Here is a 26,260-nt window from a genome sequence, read left to right on the forward strand (position 1 = left end):
ATGGCGGCTGCTACCATAGCGTTGTATAACGAATATGCAGCCGTCTAATTTTTAGATGATTAAGTTTACCTGACTAAGCATGCAAAACGCTTGTAATGTCTTGTGTGCATTTAGACAGTAGCATTTTGTGAACTATAAAACAAAAAATGGTGATTTGAGAGAACGAGAGCACTCAACATCATTTTCATCGGAATAAGATTACTCATAATTAAATTTGTTTTCATGCAATGACACTAGCCAGTTCATTATTGTGATGAGCTGGTTTTGGCAGGAATGTACCCCACGATGTTTTCAAAATGGTCATATAAACAATTTTGAGAATACATTATGATACATAAGGACATTTACAACCAACACAAGGATATTCTGATTATGAAATCAAGGAAGAAGGTGACAAAGTCCGATTATAACTATACTGTCCTAGCGAGTTAGCGGTACGGTTATGTAGCCTCCTGATCAGTTTAGGTAGTTTAACAGTAGTAACAAAAGAGAAACCAGACAGCAAATACGCTGTCTGGCATACTCTTTAATTATAGCAATTAGAATTTCTAACCAATAATTACATATTAGTCTTCAAGCACAACTTCGTTAATTGTCTTGCCGCTTACATAGAACTTATAATCATCAGCATCCTTAGCACCGCTCTTGCTCTTTACTACTGTTCCGGAAGTATTAAGCAAATAGAACTTTACAACCTCAGGTGCATCGGCAGCATAGTCTGTATAAGTGATCTTCCAAGTGGTTTCCTCTTTTGTAGAACTGTAGCTCTTTTCTACCTTATCAATACCATCCTGAACCTTAAGGAATTCAGATACAGTCATATCTTCAACCTTGCAGTAATTGCTGTCTGCCTTAGTTGTCACTTTGTAAACTTTATACTTATCATCCTTGTCAGCCTTAATCTGCTTACCTGCTGTATAAAGCTTATCATCATCAAAGCCATTAATTCCAGCGCCCTTCAGATTAGAACCTGTCTTGAATTTGAAGCTAAAGCTATCTCCATCAATAGTCACATTCTGTTTTCCGGTCTTCATAGCACCATCATCAGAACCACCAAAATAGTAGCTTCTTACCTTACCGCTGGCAATTTCATCCTGATGATCTTTTACGAAATCATCGAAGTTATCTTCTGTATCATAAGGACCTGTCTTGCCATTATCCTGATAACCAGCCTTGTCATAAGTACCAGCATCATCAGCATACTTCATAGCGATGTCGCTGGAAGTTTCATTGTCTGCCATCTCCAGGAATACTAATCCACTAATCATGCGACCATAGTTATCAAATGCATATTTTTTGCCTTTAATTGTTTTAATCACATTTGAATAGATCTCGCCATCACCATCAGCATAATACCAGTACTCATCACCGTCATTATATTTTGCTTCATGCAGATAATAACCAGGAACTACCTTAAACCAGCCCTTAGTATAACGAGCACCACTCTCAGGATCACTGAAATACATAAATGCCTCAGAATAAGAAGCCACACCCTGAATCTGATCAGTAGTAGACATAGAAGTAGAAGCTGTTGTAGTAGTGGCAACTACATCTTTGGCATACCAAGAAGCTACCATACGACCATACTCATCAAAGCCATATTTCTTGCCATTAATGGTCTTATTAGCCTTGCTGATCTGCTTCTTACCGGAAGACTTGAACCAGAACCAACGATCCTGATCTTCATCCCAGAATTCATCACCAGGCTGTGCACCTTCTGCGTTATCATCGGTAATGGAAATCAATCTCCAGCCAATAGACATAGCTCCATCGTTTTCATCGCCAAAGTAATATGCATCCGGATCCTGCCAAGCGTCATCATCTGTCTGACGTTCGCCATCTTTTACCCAACCATACAGCATTCTTCCGTCTGTATCAAAAGCATATTTCTTACCATTGATAACTTTTGCATTAATAGCATTGCTGCTAGCACTATCGGATCTCTTATAGGCTTTACCATTAGCCTGGAAATAATACCAATAATTATCCGGCTCGTCATCTTCTCCAGCGTCTTCGTTCTCGATAGCCACCCACTGATTGCGTACCATAACACCATTGGCATCTACATAATAGGTGTCATCATCATCCTCAACCAGGGTATCAACGGCCATTTCGCCATTATCATCTAACCAATACCAGTTGTCTCCGGATTTCTTCCAAGCTTCGTTTACCTTGTCGCCATTCTTGTCATAATAAACCCAAGTCCCATCTTCCTCAGCCCAACCCTGAGCCGCAAAAGAGGTCATGGATGCACCAATGGCGAGCAGTGCTGCTGTGGATAATACAGCAACTAATTTTGTCTGCTTTCTCATAATTAATGCACTCTCCTTTTTCTTTTTGAAATACTTTTTGAAATTCCTAATTGCATTACGAGTTGATTATACTTCCAATAAGGGAAATTATAGACACCAGCAATGTAAATGCTTACAATTTTTCTCCGAAACCTATTGAATATTTCCGGAGAATGTTGTATAGTAATCTCAGCAAATAAAAGGAAAGCGCAGTGCACCCAATAGTGTAAGCGCTTACAACTAGTCACTCACACTATTTCATATGGAGGTAGCAAATCATGAGCAGTAACGTAAAAGAAACAGTCATCCAGTTTGGCGAGGGCGGATTTTTACGCGGTTTTGTGGACTATTTCTTCCACAAACTTCAGGAGAAGGGCCTGTACGACGGCAAGATCGTAGTAGTGCAGCCCATCGAGAAAGGTATGTGCCAGACCCTGGCAGAGCAGAACTGTGAGTACAACCTGTTCCTGCGCGGTATTGACAATGGCCAGGTTGTAAACGAGCACACCCATGTGACGTCCATTTCCCGTGCACTGAATCCCTACACCCAGTACGACGAGTACATTGCCTTGGCGTCCAACCCCGATCTGCGGGTTCTGGTTTCCAACACCACCGAGGCGGGCATCGAGTATGTAGGCACCGAGAAGCTCACCGACATGCCGCCCAAGGCCTATCCCGCCAAGCTGTGCCAGTTCCTGTACAAGCGCTACCAGGCCGGTTTAAAGGGCCTGATCCTGCTTCCCTGCGAGCTGATCGACGACAACGGCGACAACTTAAAGAAATGCGTGCTCCAGTACGCCGATCTGTGGGAACTGGAGGACGGATTCAAGAACTGGATCGAGACGGAAAATGACTTCTGCAGCACCCTGGTGGACCGCATCGTAACCGGTTACCCCAGGGACGAAGTAGAAGAGCTGACCAAGCAGATCGGCTACGAAGACAAGCTGATCGACACCGCAGAGATTTTCCACCTGTGGGTAATCGGCGGCCATCACGAGGACGAGCTGCCCTTCCAGAAGGCCGGCTACAACGTCGTATGGACCGACGACGTGCATCCTTATAAGAAGAGAAAGGTCCGGATCCTGAACGGAGGCCACACCTCCATGGTACTGGGCGCTCATCTGTACGGCCTGACCACTGTGGGCGAGTGCATGCAGGACGAGACTGTCAGCTCCTTCCTGAAAAAGTGCATCTTTGAGGAGATCATCCCCACCATCGGCGATACCGAGGACAACCGCAAGTTCGGCGCTGCCGTGCTGGAGCGTTTCTCCAACCCATTCATCAAACATCAGCTGTTAAGCATCGCGCTGAACTCCGTGAGCAAATTCCAGGTCCGCGTGCTGCCTACCATTTTGGAATACAAAGAGAAATTCGGCAAATACCCGGCCGGCCTCACCTTCTCCATGGCTGCCCTCATTTCCTTCTACCGCACCGACAAAGCCAACGACGGCGAGGAGATCATGAAGTTCATGAAGGATGCATCCGTCGAGGAGATCATGAAGAGAGAAGATTACTGGCATGCAGACCTGACCGAAATGATTCCCATGGTTCAGGAATACTATGACCTGATCCAGGCCAAGGGAATGGCCGAGGCCTACAAGGTAGTTCTGGCCAAATAGGACTCCCGCCTCACATCGTGGAGGAGGAAACACCAAATCATTCCAGGGGAAATATGAGTATATCGAATGAGATAGATGCAAAACGGGCGGCGCCGAATGCGCTGCCCGTTCTGCATTACAAGCGCAGGCCCCGCTGCCCAAATCCCCGGCACCGGTGGCCTTCCGGAAGCTATCGTCAGGTTGCATGGATGGATATGGAAGATTGTACTAATATCTGTACAATTTGCGATAAAAATAACACTTCTGTAATAATTATGTAAGAAAATGCACAGGTAAATGTTATGGTATTTTCGGCCGGACTATTATATACTAAATGCGTGTGATGGAGTTGGTGGTATGCCTCCAATATAAATTGTCATATTTTAAGCATTTTAGTAGAAAATACAAAAAATGCAAAAAAACTATTGATAATTTCCCTTATTGGAAGTATAATCAACTCGTAATGCAATTAGGAATTTCAAAAAGTATTTCAAAAAGAAAAAGGAGAGTGCATTAATTATGAGAAAGCAGACAAAATTAGTTGCTGTATTATCCACAGCAGCACTGCTCGCCATTGGTGCATCCATGACCTCTTTTGCGGCTCAGGGTTGGGCTGAGGAAGATGGGACTTGGGTTTATTATGACAAGAATGGCGACAAGGTTACCGAGTCCTGGAAGAAATCTGGGGACAACTGGTATTGGTTAGATGACAACGGCGAGATGGCCGTTGACACCCTGGTTGAGGATGACGACAACTATTATTATGTAAATGAGAACGGCGCCATGGTTTCCAATCAGTGGGTAGCGATTGAGAACGAAGACGCTGGTGAGGATGATGAGCCTGATCACTATTGGTACTATTTCCAGGCTAATGGTAAAGCTTACAAGAGATCTGACAGCGCTTCTGATACATCTATTTCCGCTAAAACTATCAATGGCAAAAAGTATGCTTTTGATACCGATGGCAGAATGCTGTATGGTTGGGTAGATGCTGGTGAGCGTCAGACTGATGATGATGCTTGGAAGACCTGCCAGTACTACTTTGGCGATGAAGATGACGGCGCTATGTCCGAAGGCTGGAGACTGATTTCTATTACTGATGACGAAGCTGAGGATGCTCAGCCTGGTGATGAGTTCTGGGATGAAGATCAGGATCGTTGGTTCTTCTTCCAGGCTTCTGGTAAGAAAAAAGCAGCTAAAGACGGCGAGAGCTACACTGACAAAACCATTAATGGTAAAAAGTATGGCTTTGATGAGTTTGGCCGTATGGTAGCTTCCTGGTATACAGAGGCTACTGCTGCTGTAGCTTCTCAGGGTACTGCTACTTACAGTAATACATTTATGTATTTCAACAATCCCGAGGACGGAGCTCGTTATACCAAGGGATGGTTTAAGGTAGTTCCTGGTTATTACCTGCAGAAGTCTAAGTACGAAGATGGAAGCGAGTATTGGTACTACGCCGATGGCGATGGCCAGATTTACTCTAATGAAATCAAGACCATCAAGGGCAAGAAATATGCGTTTGATAACTATGGCAGAATGATCAGCGGACTGGTATTCTTGGAGATGGCTAATGGTACTACCAGCAACGAGATCCAGAATAAGTTAGCTGATGATGATGACCTTCATCCGTATGATACCGAGGATAACTTTGATCAGTTTGTAAAAGACTTTGCTACGGAAATCAACGATCATACTATCAGAAGCTACTACTTTGGTGGATCTGATGATGGAGCTATGAAGACTGGCAAGCAGACTGTAACTATTGATGGCGAGTCCTTCACCTTTAAGTTTAAGACCGGTAGCAACCTGAAGGGTTCCGGCTTAGTTGGCGAAGATGATGATAAGCTGTACATGGCTGGTAAACAGGTTAAGGCCGATAAGGACGATAAGTACACTGTTTATAAGTATGATAAGACTAATAACTCTGTAACCGAGATGACCACGACCGACTTTATTGCTACATGCACCGATGGCGGTAAGCATGATGATGATAAGGAAGAAACCGTATACACTGTTACTACAACTAATACGGACAGCGTTAAGTATTATCTGGTTAATACTTCCGGTACTATTCTGAAGAATAAGACCAATGCTAAGGATGCTGATGATTACAAGTTTAGCGTTAGCAAGCGTCAGATTACAAAGGTTGTATTAGAGGACTAATTAATACTTTAAGTTGAAGAAGTTCTAATTGCGAAATGAGCAGCTGCCGCACTTAATGATTGAACATCATAGGTGCGGCAGCGCTTTTGATTTAAAAAAGATTAACCAGATGGGAATACTACTTCTGCACTTATCAACTGGTTTTACCATTAAGTTTAAAAGGACTGGTCTCAAACGATGATTTTCTAATGATTTTTTTATGCAGAGCGAGGGTGCCGCTGAATCATCTATGTTTGATGATTTTACGACACCCTCGATATCTCTAGCAATTAGTATTTCCTAAATATTACGATTGGATTATTAATCCTCCAGAACAATCTTGGTGATCACTTTATTCTTATCTACAGTAATCTTATAATCATCACCATCTTTAACACTCTTACTCTTGGAAACAGTACCGGAAGTATTGACTACCCTGAAATCACTGGTTACATAGTCGCCGTTAGTATCCTTAGCAGCTACCCAAACCTGAGCCTCCTTCTTGTAATCGGGATCTGTAGTACTTGTTACCTTGGTAAACAGATTGTTATTGTTGATAAGATCCTTCACTTTGACCTGAAGAGAATCACTTGCAGAGCTACCATATCCGGCTTCTACATTGCCGATGCTGTCAATAGACACGATCATGAACTTATCTTCTTTATCAGCCTTAACTAACTTTCCACCTAAATAGTACTTATCGTCATCTTCACCATTAATGCCAGCGCCCTTTAACTCACTCTTAGTCTGGAATTTAAAGGTAAACTTATCACTATCAAGATCAATCGTCTGTTTTCCAGTCTTCATGGAACCATCATAAGAACCACCAAAGTAGTAGAAACGATAATCGTTCTGACCAGCATATTTAGCGGCAGTTTCATTAAACTTGCTTTCTGTGTCGTACGGATCCGTATCATCGTCATCCGCAATCTTGAAGTCAATATCTGTATCATTGTTCATGTGCAGTAACGCAAGACCAGAAATCATTCTGCCGTACTCATCAAAGCCATACTTCTTACCTTTGATTCTCTTGATCTCATTGGCAACCAGATTTCCATCGCCATCTGCATAGTACCAATACTCAGAATCATCCTCATACTTACCCTGGTGCAAATAATAACCCGGAACTACTTTGAACCATCCCTTAGTATAGCGTGCGCCATCCTCAGGATTGCTAAAGTACATAAAGGACTCGGTGTATGTTTCGGTACCCTGAGCAGAAGTGGCAATATTCACATATGCATTATTTACAGTTGCCATATTGGAAGCAGTTGCATCCTTATCTACAGGAGTTAACGTTGTATTCCAGGAAGCAACCATACGACCATATTCATCGAAGCCATATTTTTTGCCATTAATCTTCTTGTTGGTGCTTTCACCCTGTTTCTTACCAGAGGCTTTGAAATAGAACCAACGTTCCTGATCTTCATCCCAGAAATCATCGCCCGGCTGATCTTTAGCATCATCATCATCGGTAATAGCAATCAAAGCCCATTCGTTAGTTCTAACTGCGCCATCGTCTTCTCCACCCAGATAATACTGGCAATTCTTCCAAGCTTCATCATCATCACGCTCAAAGGAATCATTTACCCAGCCATACAGCATTTTACCATCGGTATCAAATGCATATTTCTTTCCGTTGATAGTTTTGGGAGAAAGAGAATTACTGTCATCGCTTCTCTTGTATGCCTTACCATTAGACTGGAAATAGTACCAGTAATGATCCGGCTCATCCTCTTCACCAGCGTCTTCATTCTCAACAGCTACCCACTGATTGCGAACCATAGCACCATTCTCATCAACGTAATAGTAGTTATCATCGTCCTCAATCAGCACATCTGCAGCCATCTCGCCATCGCTGTCCAGATAATACCAGTTATCCCCAGATTTCTTCCAGGAATCCGTTACCTTATCGCCATTTTTGTCATAATAAACCCAAGTCCCATCTTCCTCAGCCCAACCCTGAACCGCAAAAAGAGGTCATGGATGCACCAATGGCGAGCAGTGCTGCTGTGGATAATACAGCAACTAATTTTATCTGCTTTCTCATAATTAATGCACTCTCCTTTTTCTTTTTGAAATACATTTAGAAATTCCTAATTGCATTACGAGTTGATTATACTTTCAATAAGGGAAATTATTGAAAACTGGAGAAATACATAATAAAAGCAAAATCAGATATAAAAATATCGCGCCGTACATAGCCATACAGCGCGACCTAAACTAACAATATAATATAACATTTTTATGCTCTTGCGCATACTCAACCAAATCCTGTGTAAAGCCGCTAATGCTAAAAAGGATATAATGCTCAGTCCGTTTATCACGATTCCATTCAACTGCTGAAGATTTTAGGCGCAATTTTTCTAATATATCCAGGCCAATGGGAGACCTCCAATACTTGCACTCTCCGAAAATAATATTGTTTCCATCCGAGTCAAGCGCGACTATATCAATTTCATTTTGACCATCCCACCATCTTCCAGCTCGCTCAAAATGAAAATCCCAAGCTCCATCTCCGTTTAATTTCCAAAGAATTTCCAAACAAATATCTTCATACACATAACCAACATGGTTATCGATAAAATTACTCTGAATTTTTTTCATAGCAATTTCGCCATGTCCAGATTCGATCAGGCTAAGATTTGGATAAATAAACTTGAACCAAAATAAAAGAAAATTATCCTTTATCCTGTATAGTCCCCGTTTACTTTTTTCTGGGGATTCTTCTGTTATTGGAACTTCACGCTCGAGAATATCCAAATCGATTAATGTTTTTAAATATTTAGTCAAACCCGTCTGTTTCATTTCCAAAACGCCGGCAATCTTACCTAATTTTTGATTTCCCGCCGCAATCGTCTTAATCAGCGAATAATAGCTCCCTACCTCATTAACTTCCCTCTGTAATAAAAAGTTGGGTTCGTCGTACAAAAAGCTGGACTTCTGTAAAACATTTTTTGAAATAGCTTGATAAATATCATTTTCGCTATGAAACAGCTCTATATATTTGGGAACACCGCCTGTCACTGCATAATACTCAATCAACTCCCGAAGCCCTTTGTCTGGAAAAAATTTATTGTAGTATGAGAATGGTATTTGCTTCAATTTGATTTGTCCGGTTCTTCGGCCATACAAAGGACTGGAATATGATAGGGTCTGACTTTCCATCATAGATATAAGGGAACCACAAAGAATCACCATCACATTTTGATCTTTCAAAATAGTATCCCATATTTTTTGAAAGACGGAAGGAAATGCAGGATTGGATTTACCCAAATATTGAAATTCATCAATAAGAATAATTAATCGCTCATCAGCGACGGAATCCGCTAGCGTTTGGAATATTAGATCCCAATGGTCAACTGCTGCCGCCTTTAACAAGGCATTTCCTGTAAAATCTGCAACCATATCTTTGAAAGCATTGCGATTCTGATGTTCGCTTTCTTCTGTTACCAAAAAATATAGAGCACGTTTATTTTGGATGAAATGAGTCATAAGCGCAGTCTTTCCAACACGACGCCGACCGTATAGAACAATCAGAGAGGCACTTGACGCTGAATACTGATCTTCCAAAAATTGTAATTCATTTTCACGATCTATAAAGTTTTTCATTTTATCACCTCGATTATATTATAATTTAAAATATAATAATTGTAAATATAATAATTGGATTTTTTTTATTTCTATTATACATACATTTTTTCGTTTTTATGTAGCTTTCAATAATTTCCCGTATCGGAAGTATAATCAACTCGTAATGCAATTAGGAATTTCAAAAAGTATTTTAAAAAGAAAAAGGAGAGTGCATTTATTATGAGAAAGCAGACAAAATTAGTTGCCGTCTTATCTACGGCAGCACTGCTGGCCATCGGCGCATCCATGACTTCCTTCGCGGCTCAGGGTTGGGCTGAGGAGGACGGAACCTGGGTTTATTATGACAGCAGCAATGACAGAGTGACCGAAGAGTGGAAAAAATCCGGGGATAACTGGTATTGGCTGGACGACAACGGCGAGATGGCGGTTGATATGCTGGTTGAGGATGACGATGATTACTATTACGTTGACGCCAACGGTGTGATGGTCACCAATCAGTGGGTTGCCATTGAAAATGAGGACGCCGGCGAGGAGGATGAGCCGGACCACTACTGGTACTATTTCCAGGCTAACGGCAAGGCCTACACCAGATCCGACAACGCCAGCGAGGACTCTGTTTCCGCCAAAACCATTAACGGCAAAAAGTATGCTTTTGATGAGGAAGGCAGAATGCTCTACGGGTGGGTGAGCGGCGGCGAGCGCCAGACCGATGACGACGCCTGGAAAGAGAGCCTTTACTACTTTGGCGATGAGGACGACGGCGCTATGAGCTTAGGCTGGAGACAGATTTCCATCGTGGACGATGAGTACGAGGATCTGCAGCCCGGCGACGAATACTGGGACGAGGATCAGGACCGCTGGTTCTATTTCCAGACTTCCGGCAAGAAGGTTGCCGCGGATTCTGAGGACGGCGACACGTTAAAGACCAAGACCATCAACGGCAGAAAATACGGCTTCGACGAGTATGGCCGCATGATCGCCGACTGGTTCACGGAGACCGCCTCCTACAGCACTGCAACCCAGGGCGTTGCCTCCTATACCAGCAGCTTTATGTATTTCAGCACTCCCGAGGACGGCGCACGCGCCACCAAGGGCTGGTTCAAGGTTGTTCCCGGCTATTACCTGCATGAGGATAAATACAACGACGGCGACGATTACTGGTACTATGCGGACGGCGACGGCGAGATTTACTCCAACGTGATCAAGACCATCAAGGGCAAAAAGTACGCGTTCGACAACTACGGCCGTATGATTGACGGTCTGGTATTCCTGCAGATGGCGACCGAGAATGGCAAGGTGGATTCCTCCGAGATCGATCAGAAATTTGCTGACGACGGCGATATCCCCTACGACACCGAGGATGCGTTCGACGATTTTGTGGTTCACTACGCTCCCCAGATTTCCAGCGGCGAAATCCGCTCCTTCTACTTCGGCGATTCGGATGACGGCGCCATGAAGACTGGCAGACAGACGGTTGAGATTGACGGCGACTCCTTTACCTTCAAGTTCAAGGACAGCAGCAGCAGTAAGGGCGCCGGCATCAACGGAATCGATGACCACAAGCTGTACAGCGCCGGTAAGCTGATCGAGGCCGACAGCGACGATAAGTATCAGGTGGTTATTTACAGCGAGGACGAGGACGGCATCGTGACCATGGAGAAGATGGATACCGATGATTTCCTCACCGAGTATTGCCACGAACTGGAGGCGGGCGACAAGGATTACGACGAGGACGCTACTACCTGGAATGTGAATGAAGATATTGACTCCAACGTTAAGCTTTATCTGGTAAATACCTCCGGCTCCATGGTTAAGAATAAATCTGCCGCCAAGGACGGCGAGGACTACAAGTTCAATGTGAAGAACTACCAGATCACCCAGGTTGTTTTAGAAGACTGATCATCCATTGACATAAGAAAATTCCAAATTGCGACAAAACTGCCCGGCGATATACTGTGCCGGGCAGACCTCTGATTTTCCAGGGCTGCTGTGCCGTAAAAAGCGCAGCAGCCTTTTCTTTAACGCGAGGGGCCACCAGCGCAGCCTGTGGCCCTTTATTGAGCGCATTAGGCCGCCGGATTTACCGGCCGGCCATAAGTGAGCGCATTGGGCCGCTGGATTTACCGGCTGGCCATAATTGAGCGCATTGGGGCCGCTGGCGCAGCCGGCGGCCCATGTTTTAACCACTATCTGTAAAGTTCACGTAAAATTTTCGTGGCAATAATGTGGCATTTTCACGGTTTATACGAGAGATTTCCGACAATATGGTGAATTTTTTGTGAACCATATTGACATTTTGCGGTTTTCGAATGTTATACTGACTCGTAAATACAACCGGAAGGAGGTAATGCAACTATGCCGGCAATCCAAACAGCTGCCGTTGCCGTGGTCAGACGGGGGTTTGACACCTATCTGTCGTCCCACAATCTGGCCCCCAACACCATTCACATTTACCATTTTACCGTGGAACAGTATCTGCACCGCTATTCCCGACTGACCTACCGCAATCTGCAGCTTTACAAAGTTTATTTGATCGAGCACTATAAACCGCAAACGGTCAACCTGCGGATCCGGGCGCTCAATTCCTATCTTGAGTATTGCAAATCCGATATTTGTCCTCTCTCCATGGTGAAGGTACAGCAAAAGACCTATCTGGACAAGATTATAACTCACGCCGACTATGAGTATTTGAAGCGCAGGCTTTGGGAGGATGAGGAATACAGCTACTTCTACCTGGTGTGGCTGACCGCGGCCACCGGTGTGCGGGTCAGCGAGCTGGTCACATTCCGCATCGAGGATATAAAACTCGGACACAAGGATGTCTATTCCAAGGGGAATAAGATGCGCCGGGTATATGTTCCAACCCGCTTAAAATGCGCGATCCTGGACTGGCTTGAACAGGAACACCGCGCCACAGGCCCTCTCTTTCTGAACCGCTATGGTTCCGCTCTGTCCGTCACCGGGGTGCGCTCGCGGCTGAAGGATTTCGCCGCCCGGTATTGTCTGGACCCCGAGGTTATGTACCCCCATTCCTTCCGCCACCGCTTTGCCAAAAATTTCATCGAAAATTCCGGGGATATCACGCTGCTGTCTGATCTTCTGGGACATGAGAGCCTGGAGACCACTCGGATTTATCTGCGGCGCAGCAGCACGGAGCAGGCCCGGATTGTCAATCAGGTTGTAAATTGGTAGGGGTGAGGATATGGAATACTGTGATCTGAACGAGGAGGCAAAGCAGCGCCTGGAGTATTTTAAAGAACGGCTCAGACAACGCGGAGCCTCCGCTAATACCATTAATACCTACGCCCGCTCGCTGTGGCTCTACGAGTCCCTGTACGGCAATCTGAGCCTGGAATCGCTGAACGATTACCGGAATTACCTGATCAGCCATTACAAGCCCTCCACGGCCAATTCACGCATTTACGGAATGAATCAATACCTGAAGCTTCTGGAATCGGAGGGCGCTGAAATACCGGCCGGCTACCGGCTGGCAGCCGTCAAGTTACAGCACAGGCCCTTTCTGGACAACGTGATCTCCCAGCGGGATTACGAGCGCCTTAAAAAGGGGCTTAGGGAGGACCATGACGTATTCTGGTATTTTGTGGTTCATTTTCTGGGGAGCACGGGCGCGCGGATCAGCGAGCTGCTCCAGATCAAGGCGGAACATATCCGCATGGGGTATATGGACCTGTACTCAAAGGGCGGAAAGGTCCGCCGGGTTTATTTTCCGGAAACGCTGTGCCGGGACGCGCTGGACTGGCTGGAGACCAGAGGGCTTCAGACCGGCTTTGTGTTTACCAACCGAAACGGCGCTCCGTTTACCGCCCGCGGGATCAGCTGGCAGTTGAAGGTGTTGGCCAGGCGTTACCGGATCGACCCGGATACCGTCTACCCCCACTCGTTCCGGCATCGGTTCGCAAAGAATTTTTTGTCCAGATTTAACGATATTGCGCTGCTGGCGGATCTGATGGGGCATGACAGCATTGAGACTACACGGATTTATTTGACGCGGTCCTCGAAAGAGCAGCGGGCGATGATTGATGAGATTGTTACGTGGTGAGAATGGAGAACAAAGTGCCTTCGGCACTCTCAACTCCCCTGCCCCTCACTCATGAGGGGTTTTAGGGGATTTCCTTTTTTGCTGCTTTATTGTAAAATGTTCTTATGCATAAGAACATCCTCCAAACTATTTTTTCTGACCACTTTGAATATATCCAATATGTTATTCGACCTGATAAAAATGTTTTGGATAACATCAACCGGATGATCCTCTGCCATGATCCTTCTTATGGCGGAGCTTTCTTTGGCTGTCCTCATTGTGGTAACCTTAAATTTGTTCCCTTTTCCTGTAAAAGCCGGTTCTGTCCCTCATGCGGCAACGTCTATAACCAGAAACGTGCTTTTCGTATGTCTTGTAAACTCGTTTCCTGTATCCACAGACACTGTGTCTTTACCATTCCTGAGGAACTGCGCATCTTCTTTCTTAAGGACCACTCACTCCTTAACTGCCTGTTCCATTCTGTCAGGGATGTCGTCCTACGCATGTTCTTCAAGATGAATAAGTCCGAACTCTTTACTCCTGGTTTTATCTGCGTCCTTCATACCTTCGGTAGAGATTTAAAGTGGAATCCTCACATCCATGCCCTGATTTCGGAAGGCGGTGCTGGCAACATTACTCCCTGGCGACCCAATCCCCATTTTGATTATGATTTCCTGCGCCTGGCTTTTCGGAAAGTCCTTTTGGATCAGCTCTCTCTTAAACTGGGACCGCCTTTTAAGAAGCTTAAAAATCAAATCTACAAAGACCATCCCGAAGGCTTTTATGTGAGAGCCAAACCTAATTTGTGTTCTCCTGATATCACCATTAAATACATCAGCAGATACCTTGGACGGCCTGTCATTGCCACTTCCAGGATGGATGCCTATGACGGGGATTCTGTGACGTTCCATTATCAGCGACATGAGGACCATAAAACGATCACAGAATGCATCCCCGCCATTGACTTTATCAAACGCCTGATCCTGCATATCCCTGACAAGCATTTTAAAATGGTCCGCTACTACGGCATTTATGCAAAGCACCACAAACAGGAAAAAAATCTCCGGAAATGTTTATCCAAGCAGAAGCAGCATTATCTTTCTAAGCTCCTAGATTGGCGGAATTTGATTCTTCTGACCTTTGGCTATGATCCGCTCAGATGCCCGGAGTGTGGCACTTCTATGTTGGTTTTAGAAGTTTACCACAAAAAAACTGCACTATTTGAACGCTATCGAAAGGTTATGGGATATGGATAGTTCCATATGCCCTATTCTTTCTCTACCGTCAGATAGTGCAGCCTAAACCAAAAACAAAAAATACATAGACAACGTCATGGCGAAGTCACACCTTCGCTCTTTTGCTATGCCTTTTTTATTTCCAATCTATTATACACCATCTTCGCTGATTTGAGAAGTTTCCTATAAAGTAAAAAAGGCGGCTGCAAAAGCTTGAGAATGCTTCTGCAGCCGCCTTTTTAAAGCGTCGCAACCGTCCGACGGCTTGTCTTCTTGACCGGTAAGGCCGGTCAAGAAGCATCGGATATTCATCCGATGTGAAAATTGGCGTGGATGGCCGCTTACAAGCAAGCTTGACACGGCCTTCCTCACCAATTTTCCCGCCGTCTAAATTGTTTCGTGGAATTATTTCAAAGTAACCTTTGCGCCCTCGGCCTCTAACTTGGTCTTCAGCTCTTCGGCCTCTTCCTTGGAAACGCCGGACTTAACAGCCTTCGGAGCGGAATCAACTACTTCCTTGGCTTCCTTCAGGCCCAGGCCGGTGGCTTCACGTACAACCTTGATAACCTTAACCTTGTTCGGGCCAACCTCGGTCAGCTCTACGTCGAACTCGGTCTTCTCTTCCTCAGCTGCTGCTGCGCCGCCTGCTGCTGCAACTACAACGCCTGCTGCTGCGGATACGCCGAACTCTTCCTCACATGCTTTTACTAAATCGTTCAGTTCTAATACGGATAATTCCTTGATAGCTTCGATAAACTCTGCGGTGGTTAACTTTGCCATTTTATATTCCTCCTATTATAATTCGAATTTGTTTTCTGATAATATTGCGACCGAAACTTATGCCTCGGCAGCGCCGCCCTTGGACTCCGCGATCTGATTGATAACGCGGGCAAAGTTGGTAATCGGGGACTGGATGCTTCCAAGCAGCTTGCCCAGCAGTTCTTCTCTGGACGGGATGGTAGCGATCACCTGGGTTCCCTTGGTGTCGTAGTATGTGCCTTCAACAACACATGCTTTTAACTCCAGCTTGGGAGCAGTCTTGGCGAAATTGGCCAGAACTCTTGCGGGAGCTGTGGCGTCTTCCTTGGATACGGCCAGAGCAGTCGGGCCTTCCAGATCGGGATTCAGAGCGGAAAACGCTGTCCCTTCTGCGGCACGCTTGATCAGGGTATTCTTGTATACCTTGTAGATCACCCCGGCTTCTCTCAGCTGCTTACGCAGACGAGTATCCTGCTCAACTGTAAGGCCGCGGTAATCTACCACAACCGCTCCCTGAGCGCCGTCGAGCACACCTTTGATCTCGTCCACAATCGGCTGTTTTAATTCAACTTTTGCCATGAATGGTTTACCTCCTTATAAAATTTTCGCATTGAAAACCGTCATAGCATGGAAAAGACCTCTCCGTCCAAAGACAGAGAGGTCTGCAAAATCTCATCACAAAAAAGCTTGAGTTTTTGTATGTTCCTCGGCAGGCGGTTACGCCTTACGCCTTGCGGCACCTGCTGTCTTAGGCATTCAATACTCGGGTATCATATCATACGATATGATGGATGTCAAGATGAAAAATCATCTTTATATAGTAACAGTTCAGGACGGCTCATCTTCTTGACCAAAAAGACGGTCAAGAAGCATCGGATGTCCATCCGATGTGGAAATTGGTGCAAAAAACAGCTTACAAGCAAGCTTGACGCTGCCTTCTGTACCAATTTCCCCGCCGTCCTGAACTGTTACCTTTAATATACGCAAACACGAATTAGTTGGTCAGCTTTGCTACGTTCAGCTTTACGCCAGGACCCATGGTAGAGGTCAGGGTAACGCTCTTAAGGTAAGCGCCCTTAACGGTGCTCGGCTTCGCTTTCATGATTGCTTCAATAAGCGTCTGGAAGTTGTCGGCTAACTGATCTTCTGTGAAAGAAGCTTTTCCTACTGGCACATGGATAATGTTGGTCTTGTCGAGTCTGTACTCAATCTTACCGGCTTTGATGTCGTTGATGGCCTTGGTAACGTCCATGGTTACGGTTCCGGCCTTGGGGTTGGGCATAAGGCCCTTGGGGCCCAGTACGCGGCCCAGACGGCCTACAACGCCCATCATGTCCGGAGTTGCCACAACTACGTCAAAGTCCAGCCAGCCCTCGTTCTGGATCTTCGGGATCAGCTCCTCGGCGCCTACATAGTCTGCGCCTGCAGCCTGAGCCTCGTCGGCCTTCGGTCCCTTTGCGAATACCAGAATACGAACTACCTTGCCGGTGCCGTGAGGCAGCACGACGGCTCCACGGATCTGCTGGTCAGCGTGACGTCCGTCACAGCCTGTTCTGATATGGGCTTCTACAGTCTCGTCAAATTTGGCAGAAGCATTCTTCTTAACCAATGCAATCGCATCTGCGGTGTCATAAAGTGCAGTACGGTCTACATTCTTAAAGGCCTCTGCATATCTTTTACCTGATCTCATTCTAAATAACCTCCTAGTGGTGTTGTCGGGGAATCTCCCTCCCACGTTTTCATGTTAATCCCATCAATTTGCATGTTTTAATCGGGTATGTTCACTCATCTAAGCTCGATAAGACCTCGCTAAGATTCGCGAACGACGTTCGCGCTAAGTTCGTGAGATACCTCACTAAGCGCTCACAGTCAGTCCTCTACAACGATTCCCATGCTTCTGGCAGTACCGGCGATCATGCTCATTGCAGCTTCGACGCTCGCGGCATTTAAGTCGGGCATCTTCAGTTCTGCGATCTTCTGTACTTCTGCCTTGCTGATGGTGGCTACCTTGGTCTTGTTCGGAACTGCGGAAGCGGACTTCAGATTGCAAGCCTTCTTGAGCAGTACGGCAGCCGGCGGGGTTTTGGTAATGAAGCTGAAGCTTCTGTCCGCATATACAGTGATAACAACCGGGATGATCATATCACCCTGATCTGCTGTTCTAGCGTTGAATTCCTTCGTAAACTGTACGATATTAACACCATGCTGACCAAGAGCCGGTCCAACTGGCGGTGCTGGTGTTGCCTTACCAGCAGGAATCTGTAATTTGATGTAACCTGTTACTTTCTTTGCCATCTTAGGCACCTCCTAAAATTATGTGGTATTGTCGGGAATCTCCCTCCCACCAGCTGCTGCGCCCGCAGCGGCTGATTCCTTGTGTTACATTTTCTTGACTTCCGCGAAGCCAAGTTCAACCGGTGTCTCACGACCGAACATTTCCACGTTGATCGTGACAGTTTTCTTGCCGTCGTTAATCGCCTTGATGGCGCCGACGGTATCTTTCCAGGCACCGTTTGTTACAACGACCGTATCTCCAACTTCAAAGTCAACGACGACATCCTCATGTCGGAAGCCGAGACCTTTCATCTCGTCCTCGGTCAGGGGTACCGGCTTGGAGCCCGGACCCACAAAGCCCGTGACACCGCGGGTGTTACGCACCACATACCACGTGTCGTCGTTCATGACCATGTGGATCAGCACGTAACCCGGGAACATTTTCTTATCAGCTTTTTTCTCCACGCCGTTTTTCAGCTCCACAACCGGGAGCATGGGCACGGAAACTTCTAAGATCTGGTCCTGAAGGTTTCTGTTCTCAATCGTCTTCTCAATGTCGACTTTGACTTTGTTCTCATAACCTGAGTAGGTATGGACTACATACCAATGTGCTTCTGACATACATTCACCCTCGCCTTATTAAAAGATAAATCCTAAACCAAATTTGATCACCATGTCCAGGAGCATGATCACCACACCCAGAAAAATAGATGAAAGGACAACGGCAATGGTCTGCTTGGTAACGGTCTGTCTGTCAGCAAAGACGATTTTCTTGTACTCAGTTTTCAACCCCTTAAAGAAGCTGGGCTTCTGTTCCTTCTTGGCTTTTTTCGCCTTGTCGGGTTTTTCAGCCTTGGCCGCTTTCTCTGTGGTTACTGCAGTGTTGGCTGCTGTTTCTCCCATAACATTCACGTCCTTTACTGAGCCGGATTACTTCGTTTCTTTGTGCAGCGTATGGGTCTTGCAGAATCTGCAATACTTCTTGGTCTCCATACGGTCAGGATGAGTTTTCTTATCCTTAGTCATGTTGTAGTTGCGTTGTTTGCATTCTGTACATGCCAGTGTGATCTTTGTTCGCACGACTTCCACCTCCACTTATATTATCGTAGTTCACATTTTGCTCAGGACCTTATTTTTGAGCATAAAAAAAAGACCTAAGCTCTTCCATTCGCCCGTACAGTTTACCACAATAACCGCATACTGTCAAGCATAATGCGCGATTTTTACGGGTTTTCGCCGGATTCTGCGCTGGAAAAACCTGGTATTTTTGGCATATCCGCCGGGTTGACAGAGCTGAAAACCGCCGCGCACACGCCCGGGCCCGAGGTCCAGGCCCGGATGCCGCTGCTGTCAGCAAACCAGCGTGTACTCAAAGCACTCGTAATGCAGCCTGCTTCCCTCCTGTATCTCCTGGGGCAGCAGCGCCCTTGCCACCAGCTTTAACCCGTCCTCCGGACGGTCCAGGTTCCTGAGATGGGCGTAGTCGCCGTCGATCTGTATCACCTCATAGTCAAATATTCCCATTTTTCTTCCTCCCAATTCATCTTTCGCCGGTTTCGGCATGAAACCGCATTCCAGCCTCGCGGGGCTCAGCGCCCGCCTCCGATGCAGATACAAAGAAAATATACCCTGGAAACGCCGGCCCGCGTCAAAACCCGGCTGCAGGCCTCCACCGTGCTGCCGGTGGTGTAGATATCGTCCACCAAAATCACGGATGTAAGCCCTGTCCGGGGACATTTTGCCGAAAATGCCTCCTCCAGGTTTTTCAGGCGCTGGGCGGGGTTTAGGTCTTTCTGGGGCGCGGTGTTTTTGTTGCGGGAAAGAAGGCCGGTTTCCACAGGCAGCCCCAGGCCGCCGGACAGACGCCGTGCCAGCTCCTCCGCCTGGTTGAAGCCCCTGGTTTTCAAACGCTCCGGGTGGACGGGCACCGGAACCAGGGCCTGGGCCTTCATCGCCTTAACGGCAGGGCCAAGCCGGCGGACCATCTCCCCAGCGTAGTAGTCCAGGTATTCCCGCCGGTTGTTGTACTTGATCTGGGCCATGGAGCGGGAAGCCGCTTCGTTGTAATTGATCAGGGCGCGGCCGTATACAAAGCTGCGGGGACGGCGTGCGCAGTCGAAGCAGTATTCCACCGTATCCACGGACAGTTCCTTGCCGCAGGACTTGCAGACGGGCTGTTTCACCCAGGACAGGCGGTTCATGCAGCCAGGGCAGATCAGACGCCCCCTGGGCACGACGATGTGGCCGCAGACCGGGCAGCGGCGGGGAAAGAGCGCATCGATTGCGCAGTCTGTCAGGGATTTTAAAATCATCAGCACCTCCGGATGTGGAACCTACTCCTCTTCCTCCAACGCATACAGCTCTTCAATCCGCTGCCGCAGCCCTGTGTAGCGCTTCTGTTCCATGCTGTTGCCGGCCATGGCTGCAAATACCTCCGGCAGGCCCACCAGGCAGACGCAGGTGCGGGCGCGGGTGACGGCGGTGTAGATCAGGTTCCGGGTCATGAGCATCCGCGGGCCGCTGTGCATGGGGATAATCACCGCAGGGTACTCGCTGCCCTGGGACTTGTGGATGGTGATGGCGTAGGCCAGCTCCAGCTCTTCCAGCTGCTTGAAGCTGTACTCCACCCGCTTGCCCTCGTCGAACTCCACGGTGAGAAGCTCGGCGTAGTCGTTGATCTCCCGGATAATGCCCATGTCGCCGTTGAAGATTCCGCTCCCAGTCTCTATGGGAATTCCGTAGCGGTTCACAATCTCCCACTCCATCTGGTAGTTGTTCCGGATCTGCATGACCTTGTCGCCCACCCGGTAGATGGTGCCGCCGGATTCCTTTTCCGTCTTGGTCTTGTCCGGCGGATTTAAGAAACTCTGGAGAATCTGGTTCAGCCGTTCCACTCCCAGGGCTCCCTTGCGCATGGGCGTCATCACCTGGATGTCGTAGGGCTGGGCCTTGACGTAGCCGGGCAGCTTCTTCTGGATCAGCGTGACCATGGCGCTTATGATGGCGTCCGGGTTCTCCCGGCGGATGAACAGGAAATCGTTGCTGCGCTTGGCCAGATCCACCGGCTGGCCCTCGTTGATCCGGTGGGCGTTCACGATGATGTCGCTCTGGGCCGCCTGCCGGAAAATGCGGGTCAGCTTGACCATGTTGAAGCACTGGGAATCGATCATGTCCCGCAGCACGTTTCCGGGGCCCACGCTGGGCAGCTGGTCCACGTCGCCCACCAGGATCAGGCGGGTTCCCACATTCACCGCCCGCAGCAGGGCGTGCATGAGGTGAATGTCCACCATGGACATCTCGTCTATGATAATAACGTCCGCATCCAGCGGATTCTCCTCGTTGCGCTCAAAATGCATCCCCGCCATGCCGGACGGCCCACCCTTGCCGCCGGGAGCCCCCGGGATATCCCGGGCCGTGGCCGCGGGGGCGGGTACCAGCTCCAGCAGGCGGTGGATAGTTCTGGCCTCGCAGCCCGTGGCCTCGGTCATACGTTTGGCCGCGCGGCCGGTGGGGGCTGCCAGAAGGATTTCCATGCCTTCCATCTCAAAGTAGCGGATAATGGTGTTGATGGTGGTGGTTTTTCCCGTTCCAGGGCCGCCGGTGATGATTAACAGACCGCTGTTTACCGCCTCCATCACCGCCTGCTCCTGAAGTCCGTCCAGCTGAATGGATTCCTGCTGCTCCACCTTCAGCAGGCGGCTCTTGATCTCCGTCTCCGGGATGCCGCCGCGGATGTTTAAGTCGTGGAGCATCCGGGCCGTGTTCAGTTCCAGGTAATAATACTGGGAAGAGTAGACGATCTGACCCTCCGGGGTATTTTTCACCACCAGGCGCTTCTCCATCTGCATATCCATCAGGTGCTTGTCCATAGCGGAGGGGGCCACCTTCAGCAGCTCGGAGGCTTCCTTTAGCAACTCGTTTAACGGCAGGTATGTATGTCCGTTTCCCACCGCCTGCAGAAGGGTGTAGAGCATCCCCGCCTTCACCCGGTAGTCGGAATCGGTGAAAATGCCCACCTTCCCGGCGATCTCATCCGCCATCTTAAAGCCCACGCCCGGAATGTCGTCGGCCAGGCGGTAGGGATTTTCCTTCAAAATGCCGTAGAGCTTGGGGCCGTACTCCTGGTAAATTTTTACAGCGAGATTGAGGGAAATGCCGTAGTTCTGCAGGAACATCATGGCCTGGCGCATGTCCTTTTTCTCCTCCACCTGCTCGGCGATGGCCATGGCCATCTTCTCGCTGATGCCCTTAACCTCGGAGAGGCGCTCCGGCTCCTCCTCCATGATCCGGAAGGTGTCGGCCTTGAAATGGCGGACAATCCGGGCAGCCAAAGCGGCCCCGATGCCTTTTATGGCACCGGAGCCCAGATATCGTTCCATGGACAGCGTGTCCTCGGGAGTCTTGATCTCGTAGCTCTCCACCTGCAGCTGTTCACCGTATATGGGGTGTTCCGTCAAACGGCCCGTGGCCTGGATCATGTCGCCCTCGCCCACATAGGCGAAGTTTCCCACCATGACCACCTCGTCGCCGTCGTGCTGGTTCGTGGCGGTCAGGACCGTGTAGCCGTTCTCCTCATTCCGGAACTTGATTTTCTCAATAAATCCTGTGATCGTTGCCATATTGCGCTTTCAGTCCCCGGATCAGTATTCGTCACGTTCCCCGTCCAGACCCATTCCGTGGGCAAATTCGATAAACTTGCCGGTGCCGATGGCCACCGCGGTCAGGGGATCCTCCGCGATCATGGTGCTGATGCCCGTCTTTTCCTCGATCAGGGCGTCCAGGCCGCTGAGCAGGGAACCGCCGCCGGTCATCACGATGCCGCGGTCAAAGATATCCGCCGCCAGCTCAGGCGGGGTGCGCTCCAGCACGTTGTGCACGGCGTCCACGATCTGCATGGCCGGCTCTCTCAGGGCCTCCAGCGTCTCGTCGGAGGTCACCACAATGGTCTTTGGCAGGCCGGTTACCAGGTTACGGCCTCTCACCTCCATGGTGAGGACCTCGGGACGGCGGTAGGCCGCGCCCACGTTGATCTTAATCTCCTCGGCGGTCCGCTCGCCGATGAGCAGGTTGTGCTTTTTGCGCATGTAGCGCACCAGGGCCTCGTCGAAGTCGTCGCCCGCCACCTTGATGGAGGTGCTGACCACGGGGCCGCCTAAGGAGATGACCGCGATGTCGGCCGTGCCGCCGCCGATGTCCACGATCATGTTTCCGCAGGCCTTGCCAATGTCGATTCCGGCTCCGATGGCTGCGGCCACCGGCTCCTCGATGATGGCCACTTCCCTTGCGCCGGCCTGGTAGGTGGCGTCCTCCACGGCCTTTTTCTCCACCTCGGTGGCGCCGCTGGGGATACACACGCTGATTCTGGGCTTGCGCAGGGTCTTCTTGCCCACCGCCTTGCGGATGAAGTATTTGAGCATCTTCTCGGTGATGGTGTAATCGGAGATCACGCCCTGGCGCAGGGGACGCACGGCCACGATGTTGCCCGGCGTACGGCCGATCATCAGGCGGGCCTCCTCGCCGAAGGTGATAATCTTGTTGCTGTCGCGGTCGATGGCGACCACGGAAGGTTCTTTTAACACAACGCCCTTACCCTTGATGTACACCAGGATGCTGGCGGTTCCCAAGTCAATTCCAATATCATTTGACATCATTGAAAACATATAATTTATTTCCTCCTTGCTGTAAGCATCCCGGGCGGCTTGTCCCGGAACACAGTGTACCCATCTGTCACGCCGCTTCTGTCGGAAACCCCATTTTTGCGTAACAGTTCAGACGGCGAGAAAATTGGCGCGGTAAGCCGCGTCAAGCTCGCTTGTAAGCGGGTTTCCACGCCAATTTTCACATCGGATGAACATCCGATGCTTCTTGACCGGTCTTTTCGGTCAAGAAGATGAGCCGTCTGAACTGTTACGTTTTTCTTGTAAAATAAGGGGTTGCGCGGCTACTGCCATTCTTGCATTGCTTCTATTATATACAATATCGCAAAGTTTTCAAAGGGTTTTTTTGTTTTTTATATTCTTTATGTTTTTTTCATTGTGTAGACATACTTTTGTCACAATTCTGGCCTATTATAATAACATGTTCACCGAGAGGTGAGCAAGGCCTTTGTTTCAAGTGATTACTTGGAATCACAAAGCTTTTTCATACTCATACCGGCTAAGGGTCGCACCTTAGCCGGCCCCCCTAAAAAGTTTAACCGCTTTGCTGGTGCAAAGCGGTTTTTTATTGAATGCAATGGGCCACCATATAGCCGTTTGGCTGTTGTTCTCCTGTATCCATTCTGCCCATTCCATCATCTGATATTATATGAAAATAATCCCATTTATAATAGGAAAGAGCATGATTTCTCCATCATGCTCCCTCTTTTCCCGCCAGCCCACGGTCCGTCGGCATTTTCAATTCAATTTCTTCACCGTCTCGCGGATGATCAGTTTATTCTCCAGATACACTCTGCGGTTGTCGATGATTCCGTCCTCCAGGCGGCGCAGGAGAATCCGGGTGCCCTCGATTGCGATATCGCCCATGTTCCGCTCCACAGTGGTCAGCTTCATGCTGGCGTAACCCGACATATCCCAGTTATCGAATCCGATCAGGGAGATGTCGTCGGGAACCTTAAGGCCCAGCTCCACAATCGCTTCCCGGGCGCCGAAGGCCATCTCATCGTTAAAGCACAGTATAGCGGTCAGTTCCTGCTCAAGCAGCTTCCTGGCCGCCTGATATCCGCTTGTAAAACGGTAATTTCCGTACTCCACCGGGATACGCTCCGGATCGAGGCCGTGGGCTTCGGCAGCTGCCCTCCATCCCCTGTGGCGCAGCCTGGTGGAATCCAGGCGCGGGTCTCCCTCGATCACGCCGATATTTTTGTGGCCGTTTTCCAGCAGGTAGTCCATGGCCTTCTCCACGGCCCGCGACTCGTCTGTGGTCACATTAGGGACGTCCAGGAATACGGTGCGGCAGATCACCACCATGGGGATGTTCTTGTCCATAACCTCTTCCATGAACGCCAGATCCTCATTCCGCTGGGACAGGACGATGATGCCGTCGTAGTAGGTGGGGTTGAGCGTGCCCGGCTCGTGCATGTCGATGCCCTTGACCACGACATTGTACCGGCTGCCCACCACGCTGTAGACCCCGGTCAGCACATCGTGAAGCACAAAGGGGGAGGTCATCTTGCTGATCGTGGAAAAATAGAGCCCGATCACATAGGATCTTGACATTTTAAGGTTGATGGCCGCCTGGTTGGGCACGTAGCCCATCTCCTTGGCGATTCTTAAAATCCTCTTCTTCTTGTCTGATTTGTCAGCGTTCTGATCGTTCAATGCCCTGGATACCGTTGAATAGGATACGCCCGCCTTTTTTGCAATGTCCTTGATTGTAACTGCCATAGGTCACACTCCTGTCAATGCGTTTCTTGTCTTACTATAGCATTCTTTTCCTTATTTGCAAAGAGGGGAAGCGTTTTCCGGTTATCCCTTTACGCCGCCGGCTGCGATTCCGTCGATAAACTGGTCCTGAGCCGCCAGGAACACGATCAGGGACGGGATAATGGAGATCAGCGACATGGCCAGCACGCGGTTCCACTCAAAGCCCGCATCCGCGTCCATGGACATTTTCACGAAGATGGAGGCCGGATACTTGGCGGGCGTGTTCACGTAGAGCAGGGGGCCCATAAAGTCGTTGGAGGACCACATGAACTGGAACAGGGCGCAGGATACGATGGAGGGCTTCAACATGGGCACGATCACGTACCACAGGGTCTTGATGGAGCCGCAGCCGTCGATACAGGCCGCCTCCTCCAGCTCGCCCGGAATGTTCCGTAAAAACTGGATCAACATGAACACAAAGTAAGTATCGGTGGCAAATAAGGTGGGTACGATGAGCGCCATGTACAGCGGGGAGTCGATCCAGCCAAATTTGTTGAACAGGATGAACTGAGGCACGTTCAGCACCACCTGGGGCAGGAACAGGGTGGACATCAGCACCGCAAACAGCAGGTTCTTCCCCCGGAACTGGAAACGCGCGAATCCGTATGCCGTAACGGTGGCGGAGATGATGGTGAACAGCACCTTGGGCAGCACGATGCTGTAGGTGTTGATCATGGCTTTGAAAATGTCAATGTCGCCGCCGTAGTTCTTCAGCGCGTTTTTATAGCCGGAGAACGTGGGGTTCTTGGGGATAAAACCGATTCCGCTGAATATTTCGTTGTTGGTTTTAAATGTGGCTCCCACCATCCAGATCAGAGGGTAGATCATCACCAGGCCCACGACAATGAGGACCAAATAACGCATGAACGTGTTGATGGCTCTTCTGGTTTCCCTTGTCATT

At 48.6% G+C, this 26,260-nt stretch carries 21 protein-coding genes, 2 pseudogenes and 1 other annotated feature; of the genes and pseudogenes, 7 read left to right on the plus strand and 16 right to left on the minus strand.

Annotated features, from left to right (window positions below):
* Nucleotides 1-566: 566 nt before the first annotated feature.
* A complete protein-coding gene (locus ACK2JC_RS09490) occupies nucleotides 567-2,312 on the minus strand; it encodes a cell wall-binding protein (RefSeq protein ID WP_368272051.1) in 1,746 nt (581 codons plus the stop codon).
* A 257-nt stretch (nucleotides 2,313-2,569) separates the two neighbouring features.
* Here ACK2JC_RS09490 and ACK2JC_RS09495 point away from each other — a divergent pair, with 257 nt between their 5' ends.
* Nucleotides 2,570-3,910, plus strand: coding sequence for a tagaturonate reductase (locus ACK2JC_RS09495; protein ID WP_368272052.1), 1,341 nt, complete (start codon nucleotides 2,570-2,572; stop codon nucleotides 3,908-3,910).
* 498 nt (nucleotides 3,911-4,408) lie between these two features.
* A complete protein-coding gene (locus ACK2JC_RS09500; protein WP_117778328.1) occupies nucleotides 4,409-6,055 on the plus strand; it encodes a cell wall-binding protein in 1,647 nt (548 codons plus the stop codon).
* Nucleotides 6,056-6,355: 300 nt separating this feature from the next.
* Here ACK2JC_RS09500 and ACK2JC_RS09505 read toward each other — a convergent pair.
* Both ACK2JC_RS09505 and ACK2JC_RS09510 read right to left on the minus strand, forming a co-directional pair.
* Nucleotides 6,356-8,084 (minus strand): annotated as a pseudogene (locus tag ACK2JC_RS09505) (cell wall-binding protein).
* 173 nt (nucleotides 8,085-8,257) lie between these two features.
* Nucleotides 8,258-9,646 carry an ATP-binding protein gene (locus ACK2JC_RS09510; RefSeq protein WP_368272053.1) on the minus strand — a complete coding sequence of 463 codons (1,389 nt, stop codon included), beginning with the start codon at nucleotides 9,644-9,646 and terminating at the stop codon, nucleotides 8,258-8,260.
* Nucleotides 9,647-9,847: 201 nt separating this feature from the next.
* Between ACK2JC_RS09510 and ACK2JC_RS09515 the strand changes: the two genes are divergently transcribed.
* The 5 genes and pseudogenes from ACK2JC_RS09515 (at nucleotide 9,848) to ACK2JC_RS09535 (ending at nucleotide 14,923) form a co-directional block, all read left to right on the plus strand.
* Nucleotides 9,848-11,527, plus strand: coding sequence for a cell wall-binding protein (locus ACK2JC_RS09515; protein ID WP_092371107.1), 1,680 nt, complete (start codon nucleotides 9,848-9,850; stop codon nucleotides 11,525-11,527).
* Nucleotides 11,528-11,983: 456 nt separating this feature from the next.
* Nucleotides 11,984-12,820, plus strand: a complete 837-nt coding sequence (locus ACK2JC_RS09520) for a tyrosine-type recombinase/integrase (RefSeq protein WP_320937210.1) — start codon at nucleotides 11,984-11,986, stop codon at nucleotides 12,818-12,820.
* A 10-nt stretch (nucleotides 12,821-12,830) separates the two neighbouring features.
* Complete coding sequence (locus ACK2JC_RS09525; protein WP_320937211.1) at nucleotides 12,831-13,688, plus strand: tyrosine-type recombinase/integrase; 858 nt, start codon at nucleotides 12,831-12,833, stop codon at nucleotides 13,686-13,688.
* Between the two features lie 104 nt (nucleotides 13,689-13,792).
* Nucleotides 13,793-14,026: pseudogene (locus ACK2JC_RS09530) on the plus strand (transposase zinc-binding domain-containing protein); the annotation flags it as partial.
* A gap of 144 nt (nucleotides 14,027-14,170) precedes the next feature.
* Nucleotides 14,171-14,923 (plus strand): transposase, encoded by a 753-nt coding sequence (locus ACK2JC_RS09535; protein WP_368275016.1) that lies wholly within the window; start codon nucleotides 14,171-14,173, stop codon nucleotides 14,921-14,923.
* Nucleotides 14,924-15,307: 384 nt separating this feature from the next.
* Here ACK2JC_RS09535 and rplL read toward each other — a convergent pair whose 3' ends face one another.
* From rplL to ACK2JC_RS09600, 13 genes are all read right to left on the minus strand, one after another.
* Nucleotides 15,308-15,682: a 50S ribosomal protein L7/L12 gene (gene rplL / locus ACK2JC_RS09540; RefSeq protein ID WP_007719821.1), complete on the minus strand. Its 375-nt coding sequence runs from the start codon at nucleotides 15,680-15,682 to the stop codon at nucleotides 15,308-15,310.
* A gap of 57 nt (nucleotides 15,683-15,739) precedes the next feature.
* A complete protein-coding gene (gene rplJ, locus ACK2JC_RS09545; RefSeq protein WP_007719823.1) occupies nucleotides 15,740-16,240 on the minus strand; it encodes a 50S ribosomal protein L10 in 501 nt (166 codons plus the stop codon).
* A gap of 43 nt (nucleotides 16,241-16,283) precedes the next feature.
* Nucleotides 16,284-16,432 (minus strand) — a sequence feature (ribosomal protein L10 leader region).
* 223 nt (nucleotides 16,433-16,655) lie between these two features.
* Nucleotides 16,656-17,351, minus strand: coding sequence for a 50S ribosomal protein L1 (rplA, locus tag ACK2JC_RS09550; RefSeq protein ID WP_092371095.1), 696 nt, complete (start codon nucleotides 17,349-17,351; stop codon nucleotides 16,656-16,658).
* Between the two features lie 179 nt (nucleotides 17,352-17,530).
* Nucleotides 17,531-17,956, minus strand: a complete 426-nt coding sequence (rplK, locus tag ACK2JC_RS09555; protein ID WP_007719827.1) for a 50S ribosomal protein L11 — start codon at nucleotides 17,954-17,956, stop codon at nucleotides 17,531-17,533.
* Between the two features lie 84 nt (nucleotides 17,957-18,040).
* Entirely contained in the window at nucleotides 18,041-18,556 is a 516-nt protein-coding gene (gene nusG / locus ACK2JC_RS09560; RefSeq protein ID WP_007719829.1) for a transcription termination/antitermination protein NusG, read from the minus strand.
* Between the two features lie 18 nt (nucleotides 18,557-18,574).
* Nucleotides 18,575-18,838, minus strand: coding sequence for a preprotein translocase subunit SecE (gene secE, locus ACK2JC_RS09565; RefSeq protein WP_007719831.1), 264 nt, complete (start codon nucleotides 18,836-18,838; stop codon nucleotides 18,575-18,577).
* 27 nt (nucleotides 18,839-18,865) lie between these two features.
* On the minus strand, nucleotides 18,866-19,015 hold the full coding sequence (gene rpmG, locus ACK2JC_RS09570) for a 50S ribosomal protein L33 (RefSeq protein ID WP_080552267.1): 150 nt from the start codon (nucleotides 19,013-19,015) through the stop codon (nucleotides 18,866-18,868).
* A gap of 270 nt (nucleotides 19,016-19,285) precedes the next feature.
* Nucleotides 19,286-19,459 (minus strand): chorismate--pyruvate lyase, encoded by a 174-nt coding sequence (locus ACK2JC_RS09575; protein WP_092371092.1) that lies wholly within the window; start codon nucleotides 19,457-19,459, stop codon nucleotides 19,286-19,288.
* A gap of 65 nt (nucleotides 19,460-19,524) precedes the next feature.
* Nucleotides 19,525-20,247, minus strand: coding sequence for a ComF family protein (locus ACK2JC_RS09580; RefSeq protein WP_320938494.1), 723 nt, complete (start codon nucleotides 20,245-20,247; stop codon nucleotides 19,525-19,527).
* A 21-nt stretch (nucleotides 20,248-20,268) separates the two neighbouring features.
* Nucleotides 20,269-22,554 carry an AAA family ATPase gene (locus ACK2JC_RS09585; protein ID WP_320938495.1) on the minus strand — a complete coding sequence of 762 codons (2,286 nt, stop codon included), beginning with the start codon at nucleotides 22,552-22,554 and terminating at the stop codon, nucleotides 20,269-20,271.
* Nucleotides 22,555-22,575: 21 nt separating this feature from the next.
* Entirely contained in the window at nucleotides 22,576-23,595 is a 1,020-nt protein-coding gene (locus ACK2JC_RS09590) for a rod shape-determining protein (RefSeq protein WP_024737796.1), read from the minus strand.
* Between the two features lie 735 nt (nucleotides 23,596-24,330).
* Nucleotides 24,331-25,320, minus strand: coding sequence for a LacI family DNA-binding transcriptional regulator (locus tag ACK2JC_RS09595; RefSeq protein WP_092371083.1), 990 nt, complete (start codon nucleotides 25,318-25,320; stop codon nucleotides 24,331-24,333).
* A gap of 81 nt (nucleotides 25,321-25,401) precedes the next feature.
* The gene (locus ACK2JC_RS09600) at nucleotides 25,402-26,259 is read right to left on the minus strand and encodes a carbohydrate ABC transporter permease (protein ID WP_040413241.1); all 858 of its coding nucleotides are present in this window, start codon (nucleotides 26,257-26,259) and stop codon (nucleotides 25,402-25,404) included.
* Between the last annotated feature and the right edge of the window lies 1 nt (nucleotide 26,260).

Source organism: Enterocloster lavalensis, assembly GCF_046603895.1.
GTDB lineage: Bacteria > Bacillota > Clostridia > Lachnospirales > Lachnospiraceae > Enterocloster > Enterocloster lavalensis.